The 24,029-nt window shown below is 69.3% G+C and carries 20 protein-coding genes; 7 read left to right on the top strand and 13 right to left on the bottom strand.

Annotated features, from left to right (window positions below; genetic code table 11):
* Positions 1-20: 20 nt before the first annotated feature.
* Positions 21-2,111 (bottom strand): bifunctional diguanylate cyclase/phosphodiesterase, encoded by a 2,091-nt coding sequence (locus QY917_RS11605; RefSeq protein ID WP_123676104.1) that lies wholly within the window; start codon positions 2,109-2,111, stop codon positions 21-23.
* Positions 2,112-2,236: 125 nt separating this feature from the next.
* Here QY917_RS11605 and QY917_RS11600 point away from each other — a divergent pair, with 125 nt between their 5' ends.
* From QY917_RS11600 to dbpA, 3 genes are read left to right on the top strand one after another with little or no spacing between them, the layout of a single operon-like run.
* Positions 2,237-3,196 (top strand): cation diffusion facilitator family transporter, encoded by a 960-nt coding sequence (locus QY917_RS11600; protein ID WP_011806800.1) that lies wholly within the window; start codon positions 2,237-2,239, stop codon positions 3,194-3,196.
* Positions 3,193-3,654, top strand: coding sequence for a D-aminoacyl-tRNA deacylase (dtd, locus tag QY917_RS11595; RefSeq protein WP_123676105.1), 462 nt, complete (start codon positions 3,193-3,195; stop codon positions 3,652-3,654). The genes QY917_RS11600 and dtd overlap by 4 nt, the downstream gene beginning before the upstream one ends.
* 9 nt (positions 3,655-3,663) lie before the next feature.
* The gene (gene dbpA / locus QY917_RS11590) at positions 3,664-5,073 is read left to right on the top strand and encodes an ATP-dependent RNA helicase DbpA (RefSeq protein WP_123676106.1); all 1,410 of its coding nucleotides are present in this window, start codon (positions 3,664-3,666) and stop codon (positions 5,071-5,073) included.
* Positions 5,074-5,100: 27 nt separating this feature from the next.
* Here dbpA and QY917_RS11585 read toward each other — a convergent pair whose 3' ends face one another.
* The 3 genes from QY917_RS11585 to QY917_RS11575 all read right to left on the bottom strand — a co-directional run bounded on the left by QY917_RS11585 (position 5,101) and on the right by QY917_RS11575 (position 7,512).
* Positions 5,101-5,877 carry a sulfite exporter TauE/SafE family protein gene (locus QY917_RS11585; protein WP_123676107.1) on the bottom strand — a complete coding sequence of 259 codons (777 nt, stop codon included), beginning with the start codon at positions 5,875-5,877 and terminating at the stop codon, positions 5,101-5,103.
* 157 nt (positions 5,878-6,034) lie between these two features.
* A complete protein-coding gene (gene ybeY, locus QY917_RS11580) occupies positions 6,035-6,493 on the bottom strand; it encodes an rRNA maturation RNase YbeY (protein ID WP_011806796.1) in 459 nt (152 codons plus the stop codon).
* A 65-nt stretch (positions 6,494-6,558) separates the two neighbouring features.
* Complete coding sequence (locus QY917_RS11575; protein ID WP_041838940.1) at positions 6,559-7,512, bottom strand: PhoH family protein; 954 nt, start codon at positions 7,510-7,512, stop codon at positions 6,559-6,561.
* Between the two features lie 56 nt (positions 7,513-7,568).
* Between QY917_RS11575 and ruvA the strand changes: the two genes are divergently transcribed.
* The 3 genes from ruvA (at position 7,569) to QY917_RS11560 (ending at position 11,647) form a co-directional block, all read left to right on the top strand.
* The gene (ruvA, locus tag QY917_RS11570) at positions 7,569-8,141 is read left to right on the top strand and encodes a Holliday junction branch migration protein RuvA (RefSeq protein ID WP_011806794.1); all 573 of its coding nucleotides are present in this window, start codon (positions 7,569-7,571) and stop codon (positions 8,139-8,141) included.
* A 38-nt stretch (positions 8,142-8,179) separates the two neighbouring features.
* Positions 8,180-9,631, top strand: a complete 1,452-nt coding sequence (locus QY917_RS11565) for a serine protease (protein ID WP_123676108.1) — start codon at positions 8,180-8,182, stop codon at positions 9,629-9,631.
* 105 nt (positions 9,632-9,736) lie between these two features.
* Positions 9,737-11,647 (top strand): trypsin-like peptidase domain-containing protein, encoded by a 1,911-nt coding sequence (locus QY917_RS11560; RefSeq protein WP_123676109.1) that lies wholly within the window; start codon positions 9,737-9,739, stop codon positions 11,645-11,647.
* Between the two features lie 33 nt (positions 11,648-11,680).
* Here the strand turns inward: QY917_RS11560 and QY917_RS11555 are convergent, their stop codons facing one another.
* Genes QY917_RS11555 through QY917_RS11540 form a run of 4 tightly spaced genes read right to left on the bottom strand, consistent with a single transcriptional unit; the run spans position 11,681 to position 17,702 of the window.
* Entirely contained in the window at positions 11,681-14,536 is a 2,856-nt protein-coding gene (locus tag QY917_RS11555; RefSeq protein ID WP_123676110.1) for an Hsp70 family protein, read from the bottom strand.
* 4 nt (positions 14,537-14,540) lie between these two features.
* Complete coding sequence (locus QY917_RS11550; RefSeq protein WP_123676111.1) at positions 14,541-15,134, bottom strand: NAD(P)H-dependent oxidoreductase; 594 nt, start codon at positions 15,132-15,134, stop codon at positions 14,541-14,543.
* A gap of 10 nt (positions 15,135-15,144) precedes the next feature.
* Positions 15,145-17,055, bottom strand: coding sequence for an Hsp70 family protein (locus QY917_RS11545; protein ID WP_123676112.1), 1,911 nt, complete (start codon positions 17,053-17,055; stop codon positions 15,145-15,147).
* 8 nt (positions 17,056-17,063) lie between these two features.
* On the bottom strand, positions 17,064-17,702 hold the full coding sequence (locus tag QY917_RS11540; RefSeq protein WP_123676113.1) for a DUF2760 domain-containing protein: 639 nt from the start codon (positions 17,700-17,702) through the stop codon (positions 17,064-17,066).
* A gap of 224 nt (positions 17,703-17,926) precedes the next feature.
* On the opposite strand from QY917_RS11540, the gene ruvB reads away from it, so the two are divergent.
* Positions 17,927-18,997, top strand: a complete 1,071-nt coding sequence (gene ruvB / locus QY917_RS11535; RefSeq protein WP_011806788.1) for a Holliday junction branch migration DNA helicase RuvB — start codon at positions 17,927-17,929, stop codon at positions 18,995-18,997.
* A 4-nt stretch (positions 18,998-19,001) separates the two neighbouring features.
* Here the strand turns inward: ruvB and QY917_RS11530 are convergent, their stop codons facing one another.
* The 5 genes from QY917_RS11530 to QY917_RS11510 form a co-directional block, all read right to left on the bottom strand.
* Positions 19,002-20,795, bottom strand: coding sequence for a lysoplasmalogenase family protein (locus tag QY917_RS11530; RefSeq protein ID WP_123676114.1), 1,794 nt, complete (start codon positions 20,793-20,795; stop codon positions 19,002-19,004).
* 182 nt (positions 20,796-20,977) lie between these two features.
* Entirely contained in the window at positions 20,978-21,778 is an 801-nt protein-coding gene (locus QY917_RS11525) for an rRNA pseudouridine synthase (protein ID WP_123676115.1), read from the bottom strand.
* Positions 21,771-23,477, bottom strand: coding sequence for an MBL fold metallo-hydrolase (locus tag QY917_RS11520; protein ID WP_123676116.1), 1,707 nt, complete (start codon positions 23,475-23,477; stop codon positions 21,771-21,773). Before QY917_RS11520 ends, QY917_RS11525 begins: the two co-directional genes overlap by 8 nt.
* Positions 23,478-23,511: 34 nt before the next feature.
* Positions 23,512-23,712, bottom strand: a complete 201-nt coding sequence (locus tag QY917_RS11515) for a hypothetical protein (protein WP_123676117.1) — start codon at positions 23,710-23,712, stop codon at positions 23,512-23,514.
* 83 nt (positions 23,713-23,795) lie between these two features.
* A complete protein-coding gene (locus QY917_RS11510) occupies positions 23,796-23,993 on the bottom strand; it encodes a hypothetical protein (protein WP_015914278.1) in 198 nt (65 codons plus the stop codon).
* Positions 23,994-24,029: the final 36 nt, after the last annotated feature.

The raw sequence follows: 24,029 nt of genomic DNA, 5'->3' as shown, positions 1-24,029 counted from the left end.
CGCCGGGCCGGGCCGGCTGCTCACTCGGCCTGGGCGCGCAGCCACTCGCGGGCGCGCTGCGCATCCATGGGCGGTGCGATGCCAAAGCCCTGCGCCAGTTCGCAGCCCAGGCGCTGCAGCAGCGCGAGCTGCTCCGCGGTCTCCACGCCTTCGGCCACGGGCTGCAGCTGCAGGCTGTGCGCGAGCTGGATGATGGCGGTGACGATGGCCACGTCTTCGCTGTCGGCAGGCGTGTCGGTGACGAAGGAGCGGTCCACCTTGATCTTGTCCAGCGGGTAGCGTTTGAGGTAGGCCAGCGACGAGTAGCCCGTGCCGAAGTCGTCCACTGTCACGGCAACGCCCAGGGCCTGCAGGGCCTGCAGGGTGGTGCGCGTGTGGTCGGCCTGCTGCATGAGGGCGGATTCGGTGATCTCCACCTCCAGGTACTGCGGTGCGAGGCCCGCGGACTGCAGCACCTGGGCGATCTCGCCCACCACGTCGCGCTGGCGGAACTCGATGGCCGAGAGGTTCACTGCCACCGGCACCCGGGGCAGCCCTTCGTCGTGCCATGCCTTGAGCTGGCGACAGGCTTCGTGCAGCACCCAGCGGCCAATGGGCGTGATGAGCCCGCGCGATTCGGCGAGCGGAATGAACTCATCCGGCCCCACGAGGCCGCGCACCGGGTGTCGCCAACGCACCAGCGCCTCAAAGCCCACCAGCCGGCCGTCGGCCACCCGCACCTGGGGCTGGTAGTGCAGTGCGAAGGCTCCCTGGAACACGGCCTCGCGCAGCAGGTGCTCTTGCTGCAGCAGCTCCGTGGGTTGGCCTTCCATGCCCGGTTCATAGAACATGCGCGTGCCCCGCCCGCTTTCCTTGGTGTGGTGCATGGCCGCGTCGGCGCGGCGCAGCAGCTCGTCGGGGCTGTAGCCGTCGTCCGGAAAGACGCTGATGCCGATGGAAGGCGACAGCGACAGCGGCGTGCCACCGATGGCGAACTCGGCGCGCACGCGCGCCAGCAGCGCATCGGCCACTTCGGCCGCTGTGGCGCGGTTGGCCAGGTCGGGCAGCAGCACGATGAATTGGTCGCCGCCCACACGCGCGACGAAGTCGGTGGCCTTCACCCCGTCCTGCAGGCGCCGCGCAATCTCGATCAGCAGCTGGTCGCCGGCCTGGTTTCCCAGGGACTCGTTGACCGTCTTGAAGTGGTCCAGGTCGATGAACAGCACGGCTGCGCGGGTCTGCCGCTCCTGCGCGGCACTCGCCATGCGTGCCAGCTGCATCATGAGGTGGCGCCGGTTGGGCAGTTGGGTCAGCGTGTCATGCAGCACCAGGAAGCGCGCCTGCTCCTGCGCCTGCTTGCGCGCCGTGATGTCGCGCACCACCACCACGCGGTAGTCACCCTCCTGCTGGGGCATGGTCTTGCCCACCACCTCGATCGGGATCACGCGGCCGTCCTTGTGGCGCATGGCGAGCTCGTAGGGCTTCTCGCTGCCGCGGCGCGTGTATTCCACGGCCAGCGCGCGGTACTCGGGTAGCGCGAAATCGAAGATGGACTGGCCTACGAGCTCGGCCAGCGAATAGCCGACCATGCGCTGCAGCGCTTCGTTGGCATCCAGAATGCGCCCGTCGCGGTGAAAGGCAAGTCCCTCCTCGGTAGCGATGGCGAACTTGCGCATGCGCTCCTCGCTCTGGCGCACGGCGCGCTCGGCCTCCCAGTGGTGGGTGATGTCGTTGATGAGCACGAATGCACCCACCATCGCGTTGCGTCCTTCGCGCACCCCGAAGTGCGGCTGCAGGCTGATCTCCAGCATATGCGCGCGCCCCTGCGGGCCGGCGTATTCGCGGGTGTACTGAACGCTCTCCCCAGCCAGCGCGCGCTGCACGTAGGGCAGGATCTCCTGCCAGGCCTTTTCGCCGATCGCCTCGCGCACCGTCTTGCCGATGATGCTCTGCACCGTTTGCCCGCTGAAAGTGGCATAGCGCTGGTTGGCGAACACGCAGCGCAGGCTGGTTGATTCGTAATAGGCCAGCATGACGGGCACCGAGTCGGCGATGAGCCGCAGCAGCGCATCACTGGCGCGGGGGCCCAGGTCGGGCAGGGAGGGGGAGGCAGGGGGGCGAGGGGAGGGCATATCCAGTGGGCGGTCGGTCCCGGAGCTTATATCTCAACGCCTGGCCTTTGGCGAGCAGGCGCGTCCGGCGGCGCGCCGGGCGCTTGTGTGCCAGCAGGGCGGCACGGCGGCGGGATAATCGCTGTATGCCTTCCGCACCCTCCGGCCCCTTGAGCGTTCCCGCGTGGATGACGCCCCACAACCTGCTGCGCGCCTCGGTGGGCGTGGCCCTGCTCACCATCGTGCTCAAGACGCTGGCCTGGTGGGTCAGCGGCTCGGTGGGCCTGCTGTCGGATGCGCTGGAGTCGTTCGTCAATCTGGCGGGCGCGATGTTCGCGCTGGCCATGGTGACCATTGCGCGCCGCCCGGCGGACGAGGACCACCCCTACGGACACCACAAGGCGGAATATTTCTCGTCCGGCTTCGAGGGCATTCTCATCGTGGGGGCCAGCATCGCCATCCTCTGGGCGGCCGTGCTGCGGCTGATGCACCCGCAACCGCTGGAGCAACTGGGCTGGGGCATGGGCCTGTCGCTGTTGAGCACGGCCTGCAACGGCCTGCTCGCATGGGGCATGCTGCGCGCGGCGCAGGTGCACCGGTCGCTGGCGCTGGAAGGCGATGCGCGGCACCTGATGACCGATGTGTGGACCTCCATCGGCGTGGTGGGCGGGCTACTGGCCGCTGGCGCCACCGGTTGGCTGTGGCTGGACCCGCTGGTGGCGATCGCGGTGGCGTTGAACATCCTGCGCGAAGGGGGCGCGCTGATCTGGCGCGCCTCGCAGGGCCTCATGGACGAGGCCATGGAGCCCAGCCTGCTGGCGCGCGTGTTCACGGTGTTGGGCGAGCACAACCACGCCAGCGCAGGGGTGGTGTATTTCGACAGCCTCACCTCGCGCCGCGCCGGCGCGCGCAACTACGTGGATCTGCACATGCATGTGCCCGCGCACTGGACGCTGGGGCACGCCGCCGAGCAGCGCACCGCCGTCGAGCAGGCCTTGATGCAGGCCGTGCCCGGCCTGCGCGCCACCATCGAACTGCTGCCCGAGGGGCAGGCTACGGTGTTCGAGACCGCCGAGGCGGCCGCGCCGGGAGGAGCCGGCACATGATCGGCCTGCTGCAGCGCGTGCGCGAGGCGCGCGTGGAAGTGGCCGGCGAGATCGTGGGCCGCATCGGCCCGGGGCTGCTGGCGCTGGTGTGCGCCGAGCAGGGCGACAGCGAGGCGCAGGCCGACAAGCTGCTGGCCAAAATGCTCAAGCTGCGCATCTTCAGCGACGAGGTCGGCAAGATGAACCGCAGCGTGCAGGACCTGGACGGGCAGGGCACCTGCGGCGGCCTGCTCATCGTCAGCCAGTTCACCCTGGCCGCCGACACGCGCGGCGGCAACCGGCCCAGCTTCACGCAGGCGGCACCGCCGGCGCAGGGGGAGCGGCTGTACGACTACTTCGTCGCCCAGGCGCGCGCCGTGCACCCCATGGTGGCCACGGGCCGCTTTGCCGCCGACATGCAGGTGCACCTGGTCAACGACGGACCGGTGACCCTTCCGCTGCGGATAGCGCCGGGATAATTGGCGACCATGACCATCTCTTCAGGCGCGTCGCCTGCCCCGTCCGCCACCGCCTTCTCATCGCTGCCTCTGTCCCCTGAAATGCTGGCCAACCTGCAGCAGCTGGGCTATGCGCAGATGACGCCCATCCAGGCCGCCAGCCTGCCCTTCAGCCTGCAGGGCCGGGATCTGATCGCCCAGGCCAGCACCGGCAGCGGCAAGACAGCGGCCTTTGGCTTGGCCATGGTCGATCGGCTGAACCCGCGCTGGTTCGCCGTCCAGGGCCTGGTGCTGTGCCCCACGCGCGAGCTGGCCGATCAGGTGGCCACCGAGATCCGCCGCTTGGCGCGTGCGCAAGACAACATCAAGGTCGTCACTGTGTATGGAGGCGTGCCTTCGCGCGGCCAGATTGCTTCGCTGGAGAACGGTGCCCACATCGTGGTCGGCACGCCGGGCCGCGTGATGGACCTGATGGAGCGCGGCAAGCTCGACATCGCCAACCTCAAGACCTTGGTGCTTGACGAGGCCGACCGCATGCTGGACATGGGCTTCCTGGCCGATATTGAGACCGTGGTGCGCCAGTGTCCGGCCGAGCGCCAGACCCTGCTGTTCTCCGCCACCTATCCCGACGGCATTGAGGGACTGGCACAGCGTTTCATGCGCGCGCCCCAGATGGTGAAGGTGGCCGCGCAGCACGGTGCCGGCAAGATCGCGCAGCGCTGGTATGAGGTGGATGCACGCGAGAAGGTCGACGTGGTGGCGCGCATGCTCGCGCACTTTCGCCCTGCGTCGAGCATTGCCTTCTGCAATACCAAGCAGCAGTGCCGTAACGTGGTGACTGCGCTGCAGAGCCAGGGATTCAGTGCCCTCGCCCTGTTTGGCGAGTTGGAGCAGCGCGAGCGTGACGAGGTGCTGGTGCAGTTTGCCAACAAGAGCTGCAGCGTGCTCGTGGCCACCGACGTGGCGGCGCGCGGCATCGATATTGCCGACCTCTCGGCCGTGATCAACGTCGATGTGACGCCCGATCCCGAGGTACACATCCACCGCATCGGCCGCACGGGCCGTGGCGATGCCGAGGGGCTGGCGCTGCACCTGGTCAGCATGGATGAGATGGGCAGCGTGGGCAAGATCGAATTGCTGCAAGGCCGTGCCTGCGAGTTCTTTCCGGTGGATGAACTCACCCCCACGGCAGGGGGCGAACTGCAGCCACCCATGTGCACCATCCAAATCATCGGCGGGCGCAGGGACAAGATCCGCGCCGGCGACGTGATGGGCGCCATGTGCGCCGACTTCGGCTATGCGCGCGAGCAGATCGGCAAGATCAGCGTCAACGATTTTTCCACCTACGTGGCCGTGGACCGCGCCATCGCGGCCCAGGCCTGCGCCAAGCTGAATGCGGGCCGCGTCAAAGGCAAGATGGTGAAGGCGCGCTTGCTGTAGCGCGCCTGGGGCCTTGAGGGGCGGGGTTCAGCCCTTCAGGAAGAACAGCCCCGCCATCACCAGCCCCGTGGCCACAATGCCCCAGCGCAGTACCGACGCGGGCAGTTGCCGTGCCACGCGCGCGCCGCCGTAGCCGCCCAACGTGGCGGCCACCATCATCACCAGGGCCTGCGGCCACAGCACGATGCCGCCTGCGGCATAGATGGCCACGGCAATCGCTGTGAGCAGGGCCGACACGAGGTTCTTCATGCCATTCATGGCGTTGAGCTGCGTCTGCCCCAGCAGCCCGAACAGCGCCAGCAGCAGGATGCCCAGGCCCCCGTTGAAATAGCCCCCGTAGGCCGCCACCGCCAGCATGCCCGCGCCGGCTTTCAGAGCCGAGGGCGTGCCATGGCCGGCTTTGCCGGCCCATTGCCGCAGCTGCGGGCCAAAGGCGAAGAGTGCCGTGGCCGCCAGCAGCAGCCAGGGCACGACCTTGCGGAAGGTGGCGTCGGGCGTGAACAGCAGTAGCGCCGCACCGGCCGAGCCGCCGATGAGCGACAGCACGACCACGGCGCGCATCGACAGGCCCGGCGGCGGCTGCATGTCTTCCCGAAAGCCCCAGGCACCGGCCATGTAGCCGGGCAGCAAGGCCACAGTGCCGGTGGCGTTGGCGACCACGGGCGGCACACCGGTGAACACTAGCGCGGGCAGGGTGAGGAAGCTGCCGCCGCCGGCTACAGCGTTGAGCGCACCGGCGATGAATGCGGCGGTGAGCAGAAGTGCCAAGTGGCCGATGGAGGTCGTCCAGCCCAGGATGTCCATGCGTGGGTTCTTCCCTTAAGAGATGGTCGCCGCGTGAGAGGCGGACCTGCAGGACGCAGGCGCGCGGCATCTTAGGCCGCACCGGCGGGCGCGTTTGTGACCTGGGCGCAAAACAGCTTTCCGCACCCCGGCGCCCGCGGTGGTGAGCGCCTGCCAGTTATGCCGCGTAGGGGTCCGCGAAGCCCAACTCCTGCAGGATGGCGGTCTCGTACGCCTCCATTTCCTGCGCGTCCTGTTCGCTGGTTTCGTGGTCCCAGCCCTGGGCGTGCAGCGTGCCGTGCACCAGCAGGTGGGCGTAGTGCTCCTCTAGCGTCTTGTTCTGCTCGCGGGCCTCGCGCTCGACCACGGGGGCGCAGAGCACCAGATCGGCCACGGCCACGGGCTCTTGCTGGTAGTCGAAGGTGAGCACGTTGGTGGCGTAGTCCTTGTGGCGGAACTCGCGGTTCAAGCGCTGGCCTTCCTCGGCGCCCACGATGCGCACGGTGATCTCGGCATCCACGGCCAGGGCGTGGCGGATCCAGCGCGCAACCGCGTGGCGGGGCAGGGTGGCGCGGTGCGCGGTGGCCTCCGCGTCGCGTGCAAATTGGAGGGACAAGGACAATTGGTTCAAAGCCATTTTGGCCTCCAGCGCTTATCTATCAAGCGCGAGTAGCTATGAATTTGTGAGCTTTTGGCAGGCGACTACTCGCCTGCGCCGCGGCGGCTGCGCTGCGCGTCGTAGGCATCCACGATGCGCGCCACCAGCGGGTGGCGCACCACGTCGGCGCTGGTGAAGCGCGTGACGGCGATGCCCTTGACGCGCTTCAAAACCCGCTCGGCGTCGATCAGGCCGCTCATCGCGCCCTTGGGTAAGTCGATCTGGCTCACGTCGCCTGTGACCACCGCGCGCGCGCCGAAGCCGATGCGCGTGAGGAACATCTTCATTTGCTCGGGCGTGGTGTTCTGCGCCTCGTCGAGGATGACGAAGGCATTGTTCAGCGTGCGCCCGCGCATGAAGGCCAGCGGCGCGATCTCGAGCGCATTGCGCTCGAAGGCCTTCTGCACGCGGTCAAAGCCCATCAGGTCGTACAGCGCGTCATACAGTGGGCGCAGGTACGGGTCCACCTTCTGCGTCAGGTCGCCCGGCAGGAAGCCCAGGCGCTCACCAGCTTCCACGGCCGGGCGGGTGAGCACGATGCGCTGCACGCTGCTGCGCTCCAGCGCATCCACCGCGCAGGCCACGGCCAGGTACGTCTTGCCGGTGCCCGCCGGGCCGATGCCGAAGGTGATGTCGTGCGTGGCGATGTTTTCCAGGTAGGTGGCCTGCGTGGGCGTGCGCGCGCGCAGGTCGGCGCGGCGCGTGGTGAGCTGGATGGCGCTGGCTTCGTCATCGCCCTGCATGCTGGCGTCGCCGGCCAGCATGAGCTGCAGGTGTTCTTCCTTGATGGGGCGATCCGCCATCTCGTACAGCGCCTGCAGCAACTCCATGGCTTGCGTGGCCTTGGCCTTGGGGCCGTCCACTTTGAACTGCTCGTGCCGGTGGGCGATGGAGACCTGCAGCGCCGCCTCGATGGTGCGCAGGTGCACATCGGCGGGGCCGCACAGATGGGTCAGGCGCGTGTTGTTATGGGGGGTGAAGGTGTGGCGCAGGATCACGCTGATAATTCCGGTCGAAGTTCCGCGGCGGGTGTCCGGCGCGGCAAAGGACATCCATGATAGGCAAATTGACCGGCACGCTGCTGGAAAAGAACCCCCCCGAGGTGCTGGTGGACTGCCACGGCGTGGGCTACGAGGTGCAGGTCAGCATGAGCACCTTCTACAACCTGCCCGCCGTGGGTGAGCGGGTGAGCCTGCTCACGCAGTTCATCGTGCGCGAGGATGCGCAGTTGCTGTACGGCTTTGGTACGGCGCAGGAGCGCCAGGCGTTTCGCGAACTCATCAAGATCAGCGGCGTGGGGCCACGCACAGCGCTGTCCATCCTCTCGGGCATGGGCGTGGCGGACCTGGCGCAGGCCGTTTCGCTGCAGGAAGCAGGGCGCCTGGTCAAAGTGCCGGGCATCGGCAAGAAAACCGCCGAGCGGCTGCTGCTGGAGCTGAAAGGCAAGCTGGGCGCGGACGTCGGCGTGCGTGCGCATGCGGCCAACGACAACCAGGCCGACATCCTGCAGGCGCTGCTGGCCCTGGGCTATAACGACAAGGAGGCCGCCGCGGCGCTCAAGGCGCTGCCGGCGGATGTGGGAGTGAGCGAGGGGATCAAGCTGGCGCTGAAGTCCCTGTCCAAGTAACCCCGCGGCCTGGTGGTCGCGCTCTGGAGGTCTTCACCATGAATCCATCCCGACTCGGCTGGGCGACGCTGCCCCTCGTATTGGCACTGGCTGCCTGTGGCGGCGGCGGCAACGACACGCCCTCTCCTGCGCCTCCGGTGGCGGGCGACCGCATCGAGCCCTACGATCCCAGCGGCACGGCCAAGGTGGCCACCTCGCAGCAGCCGGTGAGCCCGGTCGTCAGTGCACAGGCAACCCGCACCATCGCCCTCGGCGCGCTCACGGCCGTGAAGGGCGTGGTCTCCGCCACTCCCGGAACGCCCTTGCAGATCGGCGAGGCGCGCAGCGTGGCGGACACCGCCACCGTCGCGGCCACTGCGGCCCTGCTGCGCTGGCAACCGACGGCGCGGGGCACGCAGGCCGCTGCGCTGCGCTTCACGGCCGACGGAGCGTATGGCGTGCGTCTGGGCGTGCTCGTGCAGTCGCTGCCCGAGGGCGCGGTGCTGCGCTTCTACGGCGAGCAGGGCGCGGGGGCCATGGAGGTGCGCGCGTCCGAGCTGCAGGACATCGCCGCGCGCAATGCGCGTGGCGGTGCGGATGACACCACCGCGCGCACCTATTGGAGCCCGGACTTCAGCGGCCCGCAAACCACACTGGAAGTGGAGATTCCCGCTGCGGCCTCGCCAGCGGCCGTCCGGCTGTCCGTGCCGCGGCTGTCGCATTTCACGCTGGCGCCCGCACAGGCGGAGCAGGCCTTTGCCCAGAAGGTGGGCGAGTCGGGCAGCTGCAACGTGGACGCGACCTGCCGACCGGAGTTCAACGACCAGAGCCGCTCGGTGGCGCGCATGATCTTTGTGCGCGACGATGGCAAGAGCTACCTGTGCACCGGCACGCTGCTCAACGATGCGGCGTCCAGCGGTACGCCCTACTTCCTAAGCGCCAACCATTGCATTTCCACGCAGGCCGTGGCGTCCACGCTCACCACGGACTGGTTCTACCGTTCCAGCAGCTGCGGCACTGCCACCGTGAACCCCGCCGCCGTGCGCGTCACCGGCGGTGCGGCGCTGCTGTACGCGTCGGCCACCACGGACACGGCCTTCATGCAGCTCAACAGCCAGGCGCCTGCCGGCATCGTCTATGCAGGCTCGTACTTTGGCGGCGTGGGCGTTGGCACGGCGCTGGCGGGTGTGCACCACCCCCAGGGCGATCTGCAGAAGGTCAGCCTGGGCTCCATGCAGCGCTACAGCACATGCGTGGACAACAGTTGCCGTTCCAGTAATGCGGACGACGGCACCTTCCTTACGCTGGGCTGGCAGGAGGGCACGACGGAGGGCGGCAGCAGCGGCTCGGCCGCGTTCGTGACGTTTGGCGAGCGCCGCTATGTGGTGGGCCAGCTTCTGGGCGGAACCGCCAGCTGCGCTGCGCGCGACGGCGTGGACTATTACGGTCGTTTCGACACCAGCTACCGCACGGCGCTGCGGCGCTGGCTGAATCCCGCAGCGGGGCTCTGATCGTGGCTTGATTGCCGCAGCGGTGATGGCTTTGGGGCAGTTGCGTCTTTGGGGTAAGCGCCGCTGCCGACTCTAGAATGTGGCGCCACTACATTGGGAGAGGGTATGCCACTCAAAAAGATCCGAGGCGCCATCGCGGGGGCCGCTGTCGTCTGTCTTAGCGCGGCGTTGAGCTTCGGTGTCTACGCGCAATCAGTTCATCTCGATCCCTTGCGCGTGCAGGCTTATACCCAGCCTGGGGACACCCCCGAGGAATTCGTGCCCACCAAGCGCATGGCCGCTGCCGTGATTCCCGCCGCTCAAGTGAATTTGGGCGCCTGGGTCGCCGAGAAGGCTGCCGTACCGCTAGGTGGCGCTCTGCAGGTGGGCGCGCAGCGGACGAGCTCCACGACTGCGACACCCCAGGCACTGGGCGAAATGTTGCCCTGGCAGAGGTCTGCCAACGGTGGCTGGGTGGCTGCGGTGAGTGTGACGTCAGAAAACGCATATGGACTGCGCCTGGGCGTCGTAGTGGAACAGCTTCCCGGCAGCGCTTTGCTGCGCGTCTATACCCAGCGCAACCGCGATGCCGTATTTGAAATCGCAGGCCAGCGTGTCCTGCAGATCCTGCAGGCCAACGCCGCGGCGGGGGATGTCAGCGCCGAGGGTCGTACCTGGTGGACACCTGACAGTGGCGGTGACGAGGTGACACTGGAGATCGAACTGCCGCCCGGCACCTCCACGGACACCCTGCGCTTGTCCATTCCCCAGGTGATGCATGTCTACGAAAACCTCTCGCTGCCGCTGGAGGATGAGCAGGCCATCACAGCCAAGATCAATGAATCCGGCTATTGCAACCTGGACGCCACCTGCTACGACAACTACAGCACACAGCGCAATGCGGTTGCGCGCATGCTGTTCGTGAAGGACGGATACGGCTACCTCTGCACGGGCACGCTGCTCAATGATCGCAACAGTACGGCGACGCCTTACTTCATTACCGCGAATCATTGCATCAGCAGCCAGACCGTGGCGTCCACATTGCAAACCTCGTGGTTCTATCGCTCGCCCAGCTGCGATGCGCGCACGCTTTCTGCGTCCTATCGTGTGCTACGCAACGGCGCGACGCTGCTGTATACGTCGGACAACCCGGACTCTACCCTGTTGCGCTTGAACGACACGCCGCCCGCAGGCGCCGTCTTTGCGGGATGGGACGCCGGCACACGCTCTGCAGGCCAGAGCGTGGTAGGGGTTCACCACCCGCGCGGCGATCTGCAAAAGATCAGCTTTGGTGCGGTACGTGGCCTGAACAACTGCATTCCCGCCGATGCAGGCTCGTACCTGTGCGGTGCTTCATCCAGCGGCTACTACTACAACGTGGGCTGGAGCCAGGGAACGACCGAGCCCGGCAGCAGCGGTTCGGGGCTCTTCTTCGACGGACGTTTGACGGGTACGCTCTCCAATGGCAGTGCCACCTGCTCCACCACCGCAGGCTCCGACAACTACGCACGCTTCGACATCGTGTATCCGGCCCTCAAGCAATGGCTGGAGGCAGGTTCCGCGGGGACGCCCGGAGGCGGTACGGGTGGCTCGCGCACAGCGGTCTACCGTTTTTACAATGTACAAACCGGCGCACATTTCTACACCAACAGCGCTGCAGAGCGTGATTACGTCATCGCCACACTGCCTGCATTCCAGTACGAGAACGTGGCGTTCTATGCTTACCCCGTGCAGCAAGCGGGCTTGAGCGCGGTGTACCGCTTCTACAACACGGGCACCGGCGCGCACTTCTACACGATCAGCACGGCCGAACGCGACTATGTGAATGTCACCCTGCCGGCGTTCCAGTACGAAGGCCCCACCTGGTATGCACAAAGTGCAGCGGGTGGCAGTGCCATGCCCGTCTACCGTTTCTATAACTCCCAGACGGGCGCGCATTTCTACACGGTGAGTGCAGCAGAGCGTGACTTCGTCATCTCAACCCTCCCGGCGTTCATGTACGAAAACGTCGCCTATTACGTCTGGACGTCGCAGTAACCAGCACCCTTCTGGGTGGGCGTCTGCGAGGCCTCATCCCACCAGCACCAGCCCGGGCGGCAGGCTGTCGCCCAGGCTGCGCTGCTGGTCCTCGGCCTCCATGGCCGTGGGCTGTTCCACCAGCGCGATCCAGCGTGCGGGCGCGTGGGTGGCGCGCATCTTTTCCAGCACTTCGGTGCGCAGAGCGTCGGGTAGGTCGCGGGCGCGGTCGCCGGTCATGCGGGCGATCTGCGCGGCGGCGAACAGGGCATGCTCGTTGTGGCGCCAGTCCTCGCGCAGCGTGGCATGCAGAAACTCGGCCGCGGCCTCGGGCGGCATCACGCGGTGGGCGTTGGCTGCCAGCGGCTGGCGCGCTGCCAGGCGGCCGATGGCCCACCAGGTCTGTGCGGACTCATCGGGCCGCAGCAGGCGCTGCAGCATCCACTGGCCCATTTCCTGGCGGTACTGCCAGGGCACGGCCTCCATGGCGGCGAACAGGCGCAGCATGTCGTCGTAGCTGCCCCACGCGGCCTTGCCCTGGCTGCGTTGCACGGTCTTTTGCATGCAGCCGGCCACCGCTTCCAGCACCTGCATCTGCTGCGCCTCGTCCAGACCCGCGGCCACACGGCGCCAGAACACCCACCATTCGGTCCAGTTGGCGGCGTCCTGGCCGTGGCCCAGGCCCTGGGGGTAGAGCTGCCAGACCTGCGCGATGCGCCACGCGTCCAGCTCGGCGCCCACCCCCGGGCGCAAGCACCAGCCTGCCAGGTTGAGCCACGTGCGTTCGTGCTCGGGCGTGCGCCGGCGGCGGCGCGCACGCGCCAGCAATGCATCGAACAGCGCGCGCAGCAAGGCCACGTCCCAGCCGGCGCGGGGGCCCAGGATTTTTTCCAGCGACTGGCGCAGCTGGCGGACCTCCTTGGGCGCCACGTCCTGTGCCTGGGTGCCGAAGATGCGGTCGATCAGCGCCAGCGCCTGGGGCAGGCGTGAGGCTTTACCCTCCGAGCCTTTTTGGCCGCTGACGCTTTCTAGTTCTGTGCGAGAAGCTATCGATTTGGAAGCGCCATCGGTGCCCGCCGCGCCGCGCACGGCAAAGGGCAGCCGCCAGGATTGGTCCGCCTCCTGCGTTGCCACGCAGCGCACCTCCAGCGTGCCCACCTCGGTCATGCAGGCCTGCAATTGCACTTCCACCTGGGCGGTGGCGCGGCCTTCGGGTGCGGGCAGCGCCGTGGCCAGCGGCGGCAGTTCCGCCCAGCCGTCGCCCTCCAGCGGTGCGATCTGCCCGGCCTGCGCCTGGCCCTGGCTGCGCGCCACCAGCGCGAAGCGCACGGCCTGGCCCAGCCGCAGCGCGAAGCGCCGGCTCGTCAGGACCAGGCGCACGCCTTCTTCGGTGCCGCGGGGCAGCAGGCAGATGCCCTGCGGCGCAGTGCCCGCCTTGCCCGGCAGCACCAGCCAGTAGCTGCGCGCCGAGCCGCCGCCGATGCGTGGGACTATGGTTTTAGGAGCTGCTGGCGCTTGTCCTGACTGGGCTGTGTGCGTATTTGATGATGAATGCTGCGCCAACCCGTACGCCGCAGCGCCGCGCGCCACGGCCCAGTCGGGATGCGGGTTGTGCAGCACGCGGGGCAGTGCGCCGCGCCAGTGCGCAAGCACCTCCGTGAGCCGCTGCACCAGCGCCGGCGCATGGAATACCCCGCCGTTGAGCAGCAGGGTGTCGGGCAAATCGCCCCCAGCGTGCTGCGCCAGGAACTGCGCCAGATGGCGCGTGATGGCCGCGTCAGCGGGGTAGGGCAGGCCCAGCCCGCGCAGCGCACCCTGGCGGCGCGCCGGGCGATCGCCGATCGGTACCTGCGGCAGAAAGCCTTCCACCACGCATTGCAGCACCTGCGCGCGTGTGAGCGTGGCCGTGTGTGTCTGCGCCAGCATGCGGCTGCCCGTGCCCAGCAGGGTGACTGCGGCGCTGTCGGGGGCGCCGTCGGCCAGCAGCAACTCCTTGGCCTGCCGGCAGCGCTGCACCAGTTGGGCGAAGCGCGCGGCGGGCAAACGCGCGGCGGGTAACCGCGCGGCGGGCAGGTGGCCACCGTCGCCGGCGAACTGCGGCTCCAGCAGGTGCGCCAGCGCCAGATCCATGTTGTCGCCGCCCAGCATCAGGTGCTCTCCCACGGCGATGCGCGTCAGCCGGGGCGTGCCGCCGGCCTGCGTGTCCACGCGGATCAGCGTGAGATCCGTGGTGCCGCCGCCCACGTCCACCACCAGTACCAGGCGGCAGCCCGCCAATTGCGCGGCCAGTTGTTCGCCTTGCAGCGCCAGCCAGTCGTGGAATGCGGCCTTGGGCTCTTCCAAGAGCTGCAGCGCTGGCAAGCCGGCCAGGCGTGCGGCCTCCAGCGTGAGCGCGCGCGCGCCCTCGTCGAACGAAGCCGGCACGGTGAGCACCAGGTCTTGCGCATGCAGCGGCGCATCGGGGTGGGCGGCGTCCCATGCCGCGCGCACATGTGCCAGGTACGACGCGCTGGCCTGCACCGGCGAGACCCGGGCCACGTCCTGCGGCGCGCCCCAGGGCAGGATGGGCGCCGTGCGGTCCACGCCTGGGTGGGACAACCAGCTCTTGGCACTTTCCACCAGCCGCCCTGGCACGGCTGCACCCAGGTCGCGCGCCCAGCGGCCGAGGGTGGCCGGGGTGTCGTCCGTGGCCTCCAGGGGCGGCCACGGCTGTCGCCACGCCTCGCCCAACTCGCCGGGTGCCGCCTGGTAGCGCAGCGAGGGCAGCAGCGGCTGCGCCTGCACCTCGCCCGCCGAGAGGCGCTGCGGGATGGGCAGCAGCGCGATGTCCGCCGCGCGGCCTTCCAGCGGCGCATAGGCGCAGGCGGTGTGGCTGGTGCCCAGGTCGATGCCGACGGTGTAGCGTTTCACCCGGCTAAGCCCATGAAGACAGCGCGCGTGCGATGCGCGCGTTGAACCGCTGCACCTGGGCGGCGGACAGGCGCTCGGCGCCGTAGAGCGAGAGCATGTCGAAGGCACTGCGTGGCGCGCAGGTGCCCAGCAGCGCCGTCTTGAGCACGCGCCGCACAGGCCGGCGCAGCACCAGCCGGTCCACCCACCAGGGCGAGCCCAGCGTGGTGATGGCCAGTGTCCTGCGCAGCCGGTGCAGGCGGGGGCGGATGGGCCCCAGGTCGGTCGCATGGTCGTAAGCCACGCCGGGCGCCCATACGCGGTCGAACCAGCCCTTGAGCACCGCCGGAAAGCCGAACCACCAGGTCGGAAAGACCAGCACCAGCGCCTCGGCCTGCAGCAGCCGGTCGATCTGCGCTTGCACAGCGCCGCCGTCGAAGGCCGTGCCGTAGTAGCTGCGGCGCTCCGCCGCCGTGAGCGCGGGCGCGAAGCCCGTGCGGCACAGGTCCTCCACCTGCACCGTGTGCCCTGCGGCGGTGAGGGTGCGGATGGCTTCCTGCGCCAGCGACTGGCACAGGCTGTCCTCCAGCGGATGCGCGATGACGACCAGGCAGTGCATGGCGCTGGCGTCAGGCCTGTGTCTGGGCGCGCACGTCGAACTCCACCTTCCAGCGCTCATGGCCTCCCACGGGAACGGCGCTCAGCTCCAGCGTGCCGATATCGGTCACGCGGGCGTGCAGGGTGACGGGTACGACCTCGCCGGGCGTGCGGCCCTCGGGGGGCAGGTGGGCCTCGATCTCCTGCAGTTCCACCAGCTCTTCGGGCCCCCAGAAGTCCAGCAGCGTGCCCACGGTGTCGCCGCGGCGCACGCTGGAGCCGAAGAAGCGCAGCCGCACCGGCTCGCCCACCACCAGGCCGAATTCCTGGGCATGCAGCGCGACCTCGGTGCCTTCCTCCATGCCGAACGGCGCCAGGCACAGGGCGCTCAGGGGCGGCTCCATGCCGGGAATGGCGGGCATGTTGCTCTCCACGCCCACGTAGTAGCTTTGCGCCGCGCCGCCGCGGATGCGCACGCCGCGCCCCGCCGCAGTGACATGGCCGAAGTACGCCGCGCCGCGTGCCACGGCCAGGTCCAGCTGGGCGCCTTCCAGCAGCCGGGCCGGGGCGGCGCCCTCGGCAGCCAGCCAGCCGTTGATGACGCCGACGATGCGCTCAGCGATCTGGGGGGCCTTCAGCACGCCGCCGTTGAACAGAAGGGCCGTGGGGTGCAGGAAGCTGGCGCCCCCCGCCTGCCTGTCGGCCAGGCCAGGGATCTGTGCCGTGGCATCGAGCTGGCGCGACAGGAAGGCCGCCAGGTGGCGCGTGACGGCCGCGTCCTGCGCGTAGGGCAGGCCCAGTTGCGTGAGCGCGCCGCGCGCGCGGGTCAGGGGCTTGTCGCCCACGGCCACCTGCGGGAAGAACCCCTCGACCAGCAGCGCCTGCACTTCGGCGCGCGTCACCTCGGTGCGGATGCTGCCGCCGATCAGCTTGCTGCCGCGGCTGGGGACAACCACAGGCACGGATGGCAGCGCCTCGTCGGCCAGCAGCTGCTCCTTGGCCGCGCGGCAGCCATGGGCGAGGGCGCGGGTCTGCCAGGCGTCCAGCGGCTTGCCCTCCTGGGCCAGCTTGCGCGCCACGCCATAGGCCAGGGCCAGGTCCATGTTGTCGCCGCCCAGCAGGATGTGCTCGCCCACCGCCACGCGCTGCAGTTCCAGGGCGCCGTCCTTCTCCAGCACCGCGATCAACGACAGGTCCGTGGTGCCGCCGCCCACGTCCACCACCAGGATGACGTCGCCGCTCGCGACCTGCTTGCGCCACCCGCCGCCGCTGGCCTGGATCCAGCTGTACAGCGCGGCCTGGGGCTCTTCCAGCAGCGTCAGGCGCTCCAGGCCGGCGGCGCGGCAGGCCTCGGCCGTCAACTCGCGCGCGGCCGGGTCGAACGATGCGGGAATGGTGACGGTGATGTCCTGCTGCTCCAGCGGCGCCTCGGGGTGGGCCTGGTTCCAGGCCCAGCGCAGGTGCGACAGGTAGCGCGCCGATGCGGCCAGGGGCGACACGCGTGGCACCTCCGACGGCGCATCGGGCGGCAGGATGGGCGCACGCCGGTCCACGCCCGGGTGGCACAGCCAGCTCTTGGCGCTGGACACCAGGCGGATCGGCGTGGCCGCGCCGCGCGTGCGCGCCAGCTCGCCCACCACGCCGTCCTGGCCTGCGCCGCCACCGGGCAGCGCCGTGTCGGCGGCGCTCAACTCGCTCTCATGCGGCAGGTACAGGAAGGAGGGCAGCAGCGGCCGCGCCTCCACGCTGGCCGGTCCGGTGAGTTGCGGAATATCCAGCACCTGCTGCACGACGGCGTCGCCGTCGCTGGCGTGCCGGTCCACGTACGACAGCGCGCAGTGCGTGGTGCCCAGATCGATGCCGATGCTGTACTGGGCGTTGTTTTTGCCTGTAGCGCTTGCAGGGTAAGCGCTGGCAGCTATGGTTTCAGGAGTGTTGGGCATATCCGTGTTCACAGCTCCACCTCGGCCTGGGCCAGCACGGCGGCTGCCCGCGGGTCGGTGAGCTGCGGCAGGCGCACGGCGGTCGCCTTCCAGCCGCGGTGGGTCAGCTGGCCCGTGAACGGCGCCTGGCCCAGCACATTGCCCGTGAGGCGCACGGCCGTGGAGTCAAAGCCGACCGGCAGGGTAACGTGGCTGCCCTCGCCCTCGGGGCGCACGGCCTCGATGGTGAAATGCTCGCGCAGCACCTTGCTGCAGCCCTCGTGGACCACGCGCGCGGCGGCGCCGATCTCGGCATCGGAGTAGGGCGCCACGTCTTCCTGCAGAAAGTCCACCAGGCGCGCCTCGCGCTGCAGCAGGCCCAGCAGCTGCAGCGCGGCGGTGTCGGTGGCGACTTCGACGCGCTTTTCCACCACTTTCTCGACGGGCACCTCCACGCGGACCTCGACGATCTTCTCCACGATTGTTTCCACGGGCACTTCCACCCGCACTGCCTGGGGAGCCGGTGGCGCCACGTCGGCGGCCAGCGCTTCACCCGCGCGCAGGCGCTGGATGTCGGCGGCCAGGCGGCCGTTGCCCAGGATGGCGAAAAAGCTGCCGATGGCGATGGCCATGCGGCTCAGGAAGGAGGGGTGTGCTGGAGTGTTCATGGGCTGTCGCTGCAAGGGGGCGCCGGGCCGAGGCGGCGCGGCGCACAGGGGCGGGTGCGGCGTTCGAGTGGTCCGGGAGGGGGACGGGGCTCGCCCGCGCGCGGCGCGCGAAGGCGGCGATGTTACCGAAAGGCGGCTATCCCTGGCCCGCGCGGGGTGGCGGCGCGGCTCGGCTGCGCGGGGGAATGGGGGACAATGCACGCGCCCTTCCTGGTCCGCTTCGCATGACGATCCATACCGACGACTTTGCCCCCTCTCCCCCTCCTGCGCGCGAGCGCGTGGTGTCGGCCGCACCGGCCTCCTCGCAGGAGGAAGCGCTGGAGCGTGCGCTGCGCCCCAAGCTGCTGCAGGAGTACGTGGGCCAGGCCAAGGCGCGCGAACAGCTCGAGATCTTCATCGGCGCGGCCAAGAAGCGCGGCGAGGCGCTGGACCATGTGCTGCTGTTCGGCCCGCCGGGCTTAGGGAAGACCACGCTCAGCCACATCATCGCCACCGAACTGGGCGTGAACCTGCGTCAGACCAGCGGCCCCGTGCTGGAAAAGCCCAAGGATCTGGCAGCGCTGCTCACCAACCTGGAACGCAACGACGTTCTCTTCATCGACGAGATCCACCGCCTTTCGCCCGTGGTCGAGGAAATCCTCTACCCCGCGCTGGAGGACTACCAGATCGACATCATGATCGGCGAGGGGCCGGCCGCGCGCAGCATCAAGCTGGACCTGCAGCCCTTCACGCTGGTGGGCGCCACCACGCGCGCGGGCATGCTCACCAACCCGCTGCGCGACCGCTTCGGCATCGTCGCGCGGCTGGAGTTCTACACGCCCGATGAATTGGCGCGCATCGTCATGCGCTCGGCCGGCTTGCTGGGCGCGCCCATCGACGCCGAGGGCGGCATGGAAATCGCGCGCCGCTCGCGCGGCACGCCGCGCATCGCCAACCGCCTGCTGCGCCGCGTGCGCGACTATGCCGAGGTGAAGGGTTCGGGCCACATCACTCTGGACATTGCCAACCGCGCGCTGACCATGCTGGACGTGGATCCGCAGGGCTTCGACGTGATGGACCGCAAGCTGCTGGAGGCCGTGGTGCATCGCTTCGACGGCGGCCCCGTGGGACTGGACAACATTGCCGCCAGCATCGGCGAGGAGAGCGGCACCATCGAGGACGTCATCGAGCCCTACCTGATTCAGCAGGGCTATCTGCAGCGCACACCTCGCGGGCGCGTGGCCACGCTGGCCGCCTACCGCCACCTGGGCGTGGCGCCGCCGCGCGCCGCGGGCGGGCTGTTCGAGTCCGCCTGATCGCTCAGGCCGCGTGGGGGGTGAGCGGCTGCGTCCGTGCGTCGGCTTGGTGCGCCGCGCCGCGGGTCAGCGCTGTGACCATCCCGCTCACGATGAGCACCTGGGCCGCATAGTAAGTGGCCAGCACCCACAGCTGCGACAAGGGCAGCGGCTGCACGAAGCGGTTGGTGGCCAGCAGCGAATCGCTGAGCATGAAGCAGCACGCGCCCAGCGCCACCGCAAGCGACGAGCGCTCGCGCAGCGCCGCGTGGCGCCCCCAGGCCTGCGCCGCCATCAGCGCGATCACCACCACATACACGGCCACCGGCACCCGCAGCGCTGCCGGCAATCCGCCGTGCCAGAGGAAGGCGTACATGCCGATGCCCAGCGCCAGCGTACCCCCGAGTGCCCCGCGGTGGCCGAACCAACCCACGCCCTGCTTGAACAGCGCGATGTAGCACAGGTGCGCCAGCAGGAAGCTCACCAGCCCGGGAATGAACAGGTGCTCTGACAGCATCAGGAACACGTCGCCCGCCAGCGAACCCAGCAGCGCGCTCAGCAGCAGCCAGCATGACCGGTGCAGGCCAAAACGGCCTGTAGCGCTCATTGGATAAGCGTGATTAGCTGCATAAACAATAGCAATCGCCATGGTCAGCGGCTTGAACAGCAGGTGCCACGCCGTGAACCCCAGCGCGCTGGTCGCCGTGGCCAGCGCCCCGGCTTCGATCATCAGCGCCAACCCCATGCCAATGCGCCCCTGCATGGCCGCGCCCAGCGCCCACTGGCAGGCCAGCAGCGTGGCGAACCACACGGCGTTGGTCGCCAGCGGTGCGCCGTCGGCCTGCCACAGGAATGCCGCCACGCCCGCCAGCAGCAGCACGAACTGCACGCCGGCAAACCAGCGCAGCGGCGCGGACAGGGGTGGGTCGAACAGGGGCATGTCGTGGAGGTTGAAGGCCGGCTTGGGAAAGCGCTGCGCCACATCGGCGGGGCGCCAGCCCGGGGCTTTCAGCCACACGCGCAGCTTGTCCGCCCAGCGGCGGGCGTGCCAGCTGTCGTGCAGCAGGCCTGCATACACCTGGGCGTTGGCCCAGAGCGGGTCCCAGCTGTTGAGCAGGCCGCGCGTGCCGTACACGCATTTCTCCCGCGGGTCCTCGTCCTTGAAGGTACCGAACAGCCGGTCCCACACGATCAGGATGCCGCCGTAGTTTTTGTCCAGGTAGCTGTCGTTCACGGCGTGGTGCACGCGGTGGTTGCTGGGGCTGCAGAACCAGCGGTCGAACCAGCCCAGCCGCCCCACCTGCTCGGTATGCACCCAAAATTGGTACAGCAGGTCGACCAGCCCCACCACCACGAACACCAGCGGCGGCACGCCCGCCAGCGCCATCGGCAGGTAGAACACCCAGCCCAGGACCGCGCCGGAACTGGTCTGGCGCAGCGCGGTGGACAGGTTGTAGTCCTGGCTCTGGTGGTGCACCGCATGCGCGGCCCACAGCACGGCCACTTCGTGCCCCATGCGGTGCAGCCAGTAGTAGCAGAAGTCGTAGAACACCAGCGCGATGAGCCAGCCGTACCAGGTGGTCCAGAACGCCTCGCTGCGCCACAGCGCCAGGTGCTCATAGGCCAGCGTGTACAGCCCCACGCGCAGCAGCACGGTGAACACCGCGCTGGTCTGGCTGAGCATGCCCAGGCTGACGCTGCTCACCGCATCGGCCAGCCGCAGCGCGGGCCGCCCGCGCCGACGGCCGATGGCCCATTCCAGCGCCATGAGGGCGAGGAACACCGGGGTGACGAGGACGATGATCTGGCTGCCGGACATGGGAACGATTGTGGGCTGCAGCCAAGTCCGCCGCGAGGAGGGCAACCCTTAAGCGCCTGCGCCTGAAAATCGGGTAGGTGGGCCTGGCTGCGCTGAAGGGGGCCGCGCCCTTCCACGCCGCCGCAAGGCGACCCGCGTCGCCGTCATCGCTGTCCGTCCCGGCCGCCGGGGCCCGCGTCCGTTCAGAACCGCTCCCACGGCTGCAGGTAGCGCCACTGCCCCTCGGGCACCTTGGCCAGGGGCACGCGGCCGATGCGGATGCGCTTGATGGCCCGCACGGACAGGCCCACGGCTTCGCACATGGCCGGGATCTGGCCGGGGCGGATGCCCTTGAGCGCGAAGCGCAGGCGTGTCTCGCTTTGCCAGCTGACCTTGATGGGCGGCAGTGGTCGGCCGTTGAAGCTCAGGCCGTGGCAGAGCTTTTGCAGTCCGCCGTCCGCGATCTGGCCTGCCACCTCCACGATGCACTCCTGTTCCAGCGTTTCGATGTCTTCCTGCAGCTTGCGGGCCACGCGCCGGTCCTGCGTGTAGACCACCAGGCCCGTGGCCTCGGTGGGCAGCGGCGTGAAGCACTCGAGCTGTTTGAAATGGCGCAGCAGCACGCGCGTGCCGGCGGCGTCTTCGGGCAGGTGCGACTGCGCGTTGAGCAGCGCGACGGCTTGCGGCGCGCCCTGGCTGCGGCTGCCGTGCGCGCCCGGTGCGCCGTGCGTCGCGCCAGTGACCAGGCCCAGCCCCGCCTCGTAGCCCGGCGGCTTGTGCAGCAGCAGGGTGACGGGGGTGAGCTCCATCAGATTGGCGTCTGGCGCCAGCACCACGCTTTGCGCGGACGCCACGCGCGCGCCGGGCAGCTCGACCACCTGGCCGTCCACCGACACCCACCCACCCTCGATGTACTGCTCTGCCGTCGTGCGCGAGCACTGGAACTGCTGCGCCACGCGCTTGGACAGGCGCACCGCGTCCGTTGGATGGCTGGACTCAGTCATTGCCGGGCTCCAGCATGCGGATGCGCTCCACATGCGCGAGCAGCGAGCGCTGCGCGATGGGCCACATGCGCGGCGGCACGTCGTCGTAGGCCAGGCGCACCCAGTCGTCCATGCTGCCTTCGGGCTGGGCCTGCATGGCGGCCAGCACCTTGGCCTCGCGCGCCAGGCGGTGGGCCTTCAGGCGCGCGATGGCGGTGCGCGCCCCATCTTCCGGGCCTCCCAGCACGTAACCGTGCGCGGGCAGGATGAATTCGGCGCCGTGCTCGGCGCACAGCGCGTCCAGCCGGTCCAGCGAATCCAGGTAGTCCGCCATGTTGCCGTCGGGCGGGTCGATGACGGTAGTGCTGCCGTTCAGGATGTGGTCGCCCGAGAACAGCAACCCGTCCTCGCGCAGCAGCAGGCACAGGTGGTTGGCCGCATGGCCGGGCGTGTGGATGACCTGCAGGGTATGGGTGATTTCGCCGTCTGGCCCTTGTCCAGCAAGCGTGATAAGCTCATTATCTTGTAGCGAACGGTCGGGCGTGAACTGGCTGGCCGCACGCGCCGTGGGCGCCGAGGGCAGTCCCAGGATGGGCGGTGCGGCGCGCCCGGCGCGCACGCACATCGCCTGCAGCGGCGCGGCGCCGGGGGAGTGGTCGGGGTGCGAATGGGTGCACACGATCATGCGGATGTCCCCCCCCGCGGCGCGCCAGAGCTTGTCCAGGTGCTCGGTGTCGGCCGGACCGGGGTCGATGGCGATGTAGCCCGTGGCCGGGTCGCCCACCAGGTAGCTGTTGGTGCCGGGGCCGGTCATCACGCCGGGGTTGGGGGCGGTGAGGCGCTGCACGTTCTTCAGCAGCGGCACGGGCGTCTCGCTCTGCCAGTCCAGCGCATGCTCGCCGCGGCCCGTGGGCGTGACCAGCGCTAGCTCGCCGAAAGGCGCCTCGTCCTCCATGAAGCGCGCCTCCTTGCCGCCCAGCAGGCCCGAGCGCGGGCTGCTCACCCACAGGGGCTGCTCGTGCGCGACGGCGGCGAGCACAGCGTCCACGTCCGCAAACTGCGCCAGGCGCTGCAGCGTGCGGATGGTGGGGAAGATCATGAAGAACTGCCCCGCCTCGTGGCGCGCCAGCGCGTCGGCCGGGCTCACCCACACGGGCTCGAACTGCTCGGTCTCGTCGGCCACGGGCTCCTGCCCCTCGGGCATGCGCGCGACGAGAAAGGGCACGGCGAAGCGCTTCGGTAAATTGCGGTCGGCCGTCCAGTGGGCCAGCCAGTACACGCGGTCGGCCGCCAGGCGCAGGCCGCGCTCGGCGCATTGCGCGGCGAACGTGGTGCCGGCCGGTGCTTGGCGTGCGATGGCGGCGATGTCGTCGGCCCCGGCCCAGCGGCCGTCGCCGTGGCGCGCCAGCAGCACGCCCAACTCCTCGAAGCTTTCGCGGATGGCGGCCAGCGCGTCGGTCAGGCGCGCGGCGGTCTGCGCCGGGCGGTGGTCGGCCAGGGCGTGGGTGGCGGGGTCGGCGTCCTGCGTCTCGATGCCGCCGCCGGGGAACACGTAGGCGCCGGGCACGAAGCTGGCCTTGTCCGAGCGGCGCGTCATCAGCACCTGCAGCGTGCTGCCGCCGCCGGGCCGAGGCGCATCGCGCAGCAGCAGCACGGTGGCTGCATGAAGGGGGGTGACCGGCTCGCGGTGGGGGTGTAGTTGTTGGCTCAGGCGTGGCATCGGCGCATTATCGGCAGGCGCACGCCGCCCGCCATCAGCCCTGCAGCGGGCGCAGCTGGGACAGGCGGTCCAGCACCGGGCCGATCAGCGGCTTGGCGCGCGGGATGCCCACGCTCCAGAGCATCTCCAGCAGCTCGATCAGCGCGGCGCCGTCGGCGCTGCGCTGCACGAGATGGGTGGCGGTGGCAACGTCTTCGGCGTGCAGCCGGTCAAGTACGTCAACGGTCAGAGTCATGGTGGCCTCGCTCTCTCTTTTCTGGGGGCGATCAAAGGGACAACCTGCCCATGCCGGCCGAACCGCATCCGCGGCGGACGTGTTCAATCCGTGGGACGCAGCTGCAGCAGCCGCTGGAGCACGGGCTCCAGCAACTGCGGCGCGCGCGGAATGCCGCAGTTCCACAGCATCTCCAGCAGTTCGATGAGCGCCACGGCGTCGGCGCTGTCTTGCACCAGTTCCGTCGCGGCATTCGGGTCGGCGGCATGCAGCCGGTCGAGTACATCCATCGTCAGGGTCATCGCACCTCCGTTGTCGTTATCGTGGCCCGCCGCGGC

Source organism: Diaphorobacter sp. C33, from assembly GCF_030503915.1.
GTDB lineage: Bacteria > Pseudomonadota > Gammaproteobacteria > Burkholderiales > Burkholderiaceae_C > Diaphorobacter > Diaphorobacter nitroreducens.
This window is presented reverse-complemented; position numbering and strand designations above follow the sequence as displayed.

Coding starts and splice junctions, on each gene's coding strand:
- ruvA (WP_011806794.1), top strand. CDS start 7,569: ATGATAGGCAAATTGACCGGCACGCTGCTGGAAAAGAACCCCCCCGAG.
- dtd (WP_123676105.1), top strand. CDS start 3,193: ATGATCGGCCTGCTGCAGCGCGTGCGCGAGGCGCGCGTGGAAGTGGCC.
- QY917_RS11565 (WP_123676108.1), top strand. CDS start 8,180: ATGAATCCATCCCGACTCGGCTGGGCGACGCTGCCCCTCGTATTGGCA.
- QY917_RS11525 (WP_123676115.1), bottom strand. CDS start 21,778: ATGACTGAGTCCAGCCATCCAACGGACGCGGTGCGCCTGTCCAAGCGC.
- QY917_RS11545 (WP_123676112.1), bottom strand. CDS start 17,055: ATGCCCAACACTCCTGAAACCATAGCTGCCAGCGCTTACCCTGCAAGC.
- QY917_RS11605 (WP_123676104.1), bottom strand. CDS start 2,111: ATGCCCTCCCCTCGCCCCCCTGCCTCCCCCTCCCTGCCCGACCTGGGC.
- QY917_RS11550 (WP_123676111.1), bottom strand. CDS start 15,134: ATGCACTGCCTGGTCGTCATCGCGCATCCGCTGGAGGACAGCCTGTGC.
- QY917_RS11560 (WP_123676109.1), top strand. CDS start 9,737: ATGCCACTCAAAAAGATCCGAGGCGCCATCGCGGGGGCCGCTGTCGTC.
- ybeY (WP_011806796.1), bottom strand. CDS start 6,493: ATGGCTTTGAACCAATTGTCCTTGTCCCTCCAATTTGCACGCGACGCG.
- QY917_RS11520 (WP_123676116.1), bottom strand. CDS start 23,477: ATGCCACGCCTGAGCCAACAACTACACCCCCACCGCGAGCCGGTCACC.
- QY917_RS11515 (WP_123676117.1), bottom strand. CDS start 23,712: ATGACTCTGACCGTTGACGTACTTGACCGGCTGCACGCCGAAGACGTT.
- QY917_RS11530 (WP_123676114.1), bottom strand. CDS start 20,795: ATGTCCGGCAGCCAGATCATCGTCCTCGTCACCCCGGTGTTCCTCGCC.
- QY917_RS11585 (WP_123676107.1), bottom strand. CDS start 5,877: ATGGACATCCTGGGCTGGACGACCTCCATCGGCCACTTGGCACTTCTG.
- QY917_RS11510 (WP_015914278.1), bottom strand. CDS start 23,993: ATGACCCTGACGATGGATGTACTCGACCGGCTGCATGCCGCCGACCCG.
- QY917_RS11600 (WP_011806800.1), top strand. CDS start 2,237: ATGCCTTCCGCACCCTCCGGCCCCTTGAGCGTTCCCGCGTGGATGACG.
- dbpA (WP_123676106.1), top strand. CDS start 3,664: ATGACCATCTCTTCAGGCGCGTCGCCTGCCCCGTCCGCCACCGCCTTC.
- QY917_RS11540 (WP_123676113.1), bottom strand. CDS start 17,702: ATGAACACTCCAGCACACCCCTCCTTCCTGAGCCGCATGGCCATCGCC.
- ruvB (WP_011806788.1), top strand. CDS start 17,927: ATGACGATCCATACCGACGACTTTGCCCCCTCTCCCCCTCCTGCGCGC.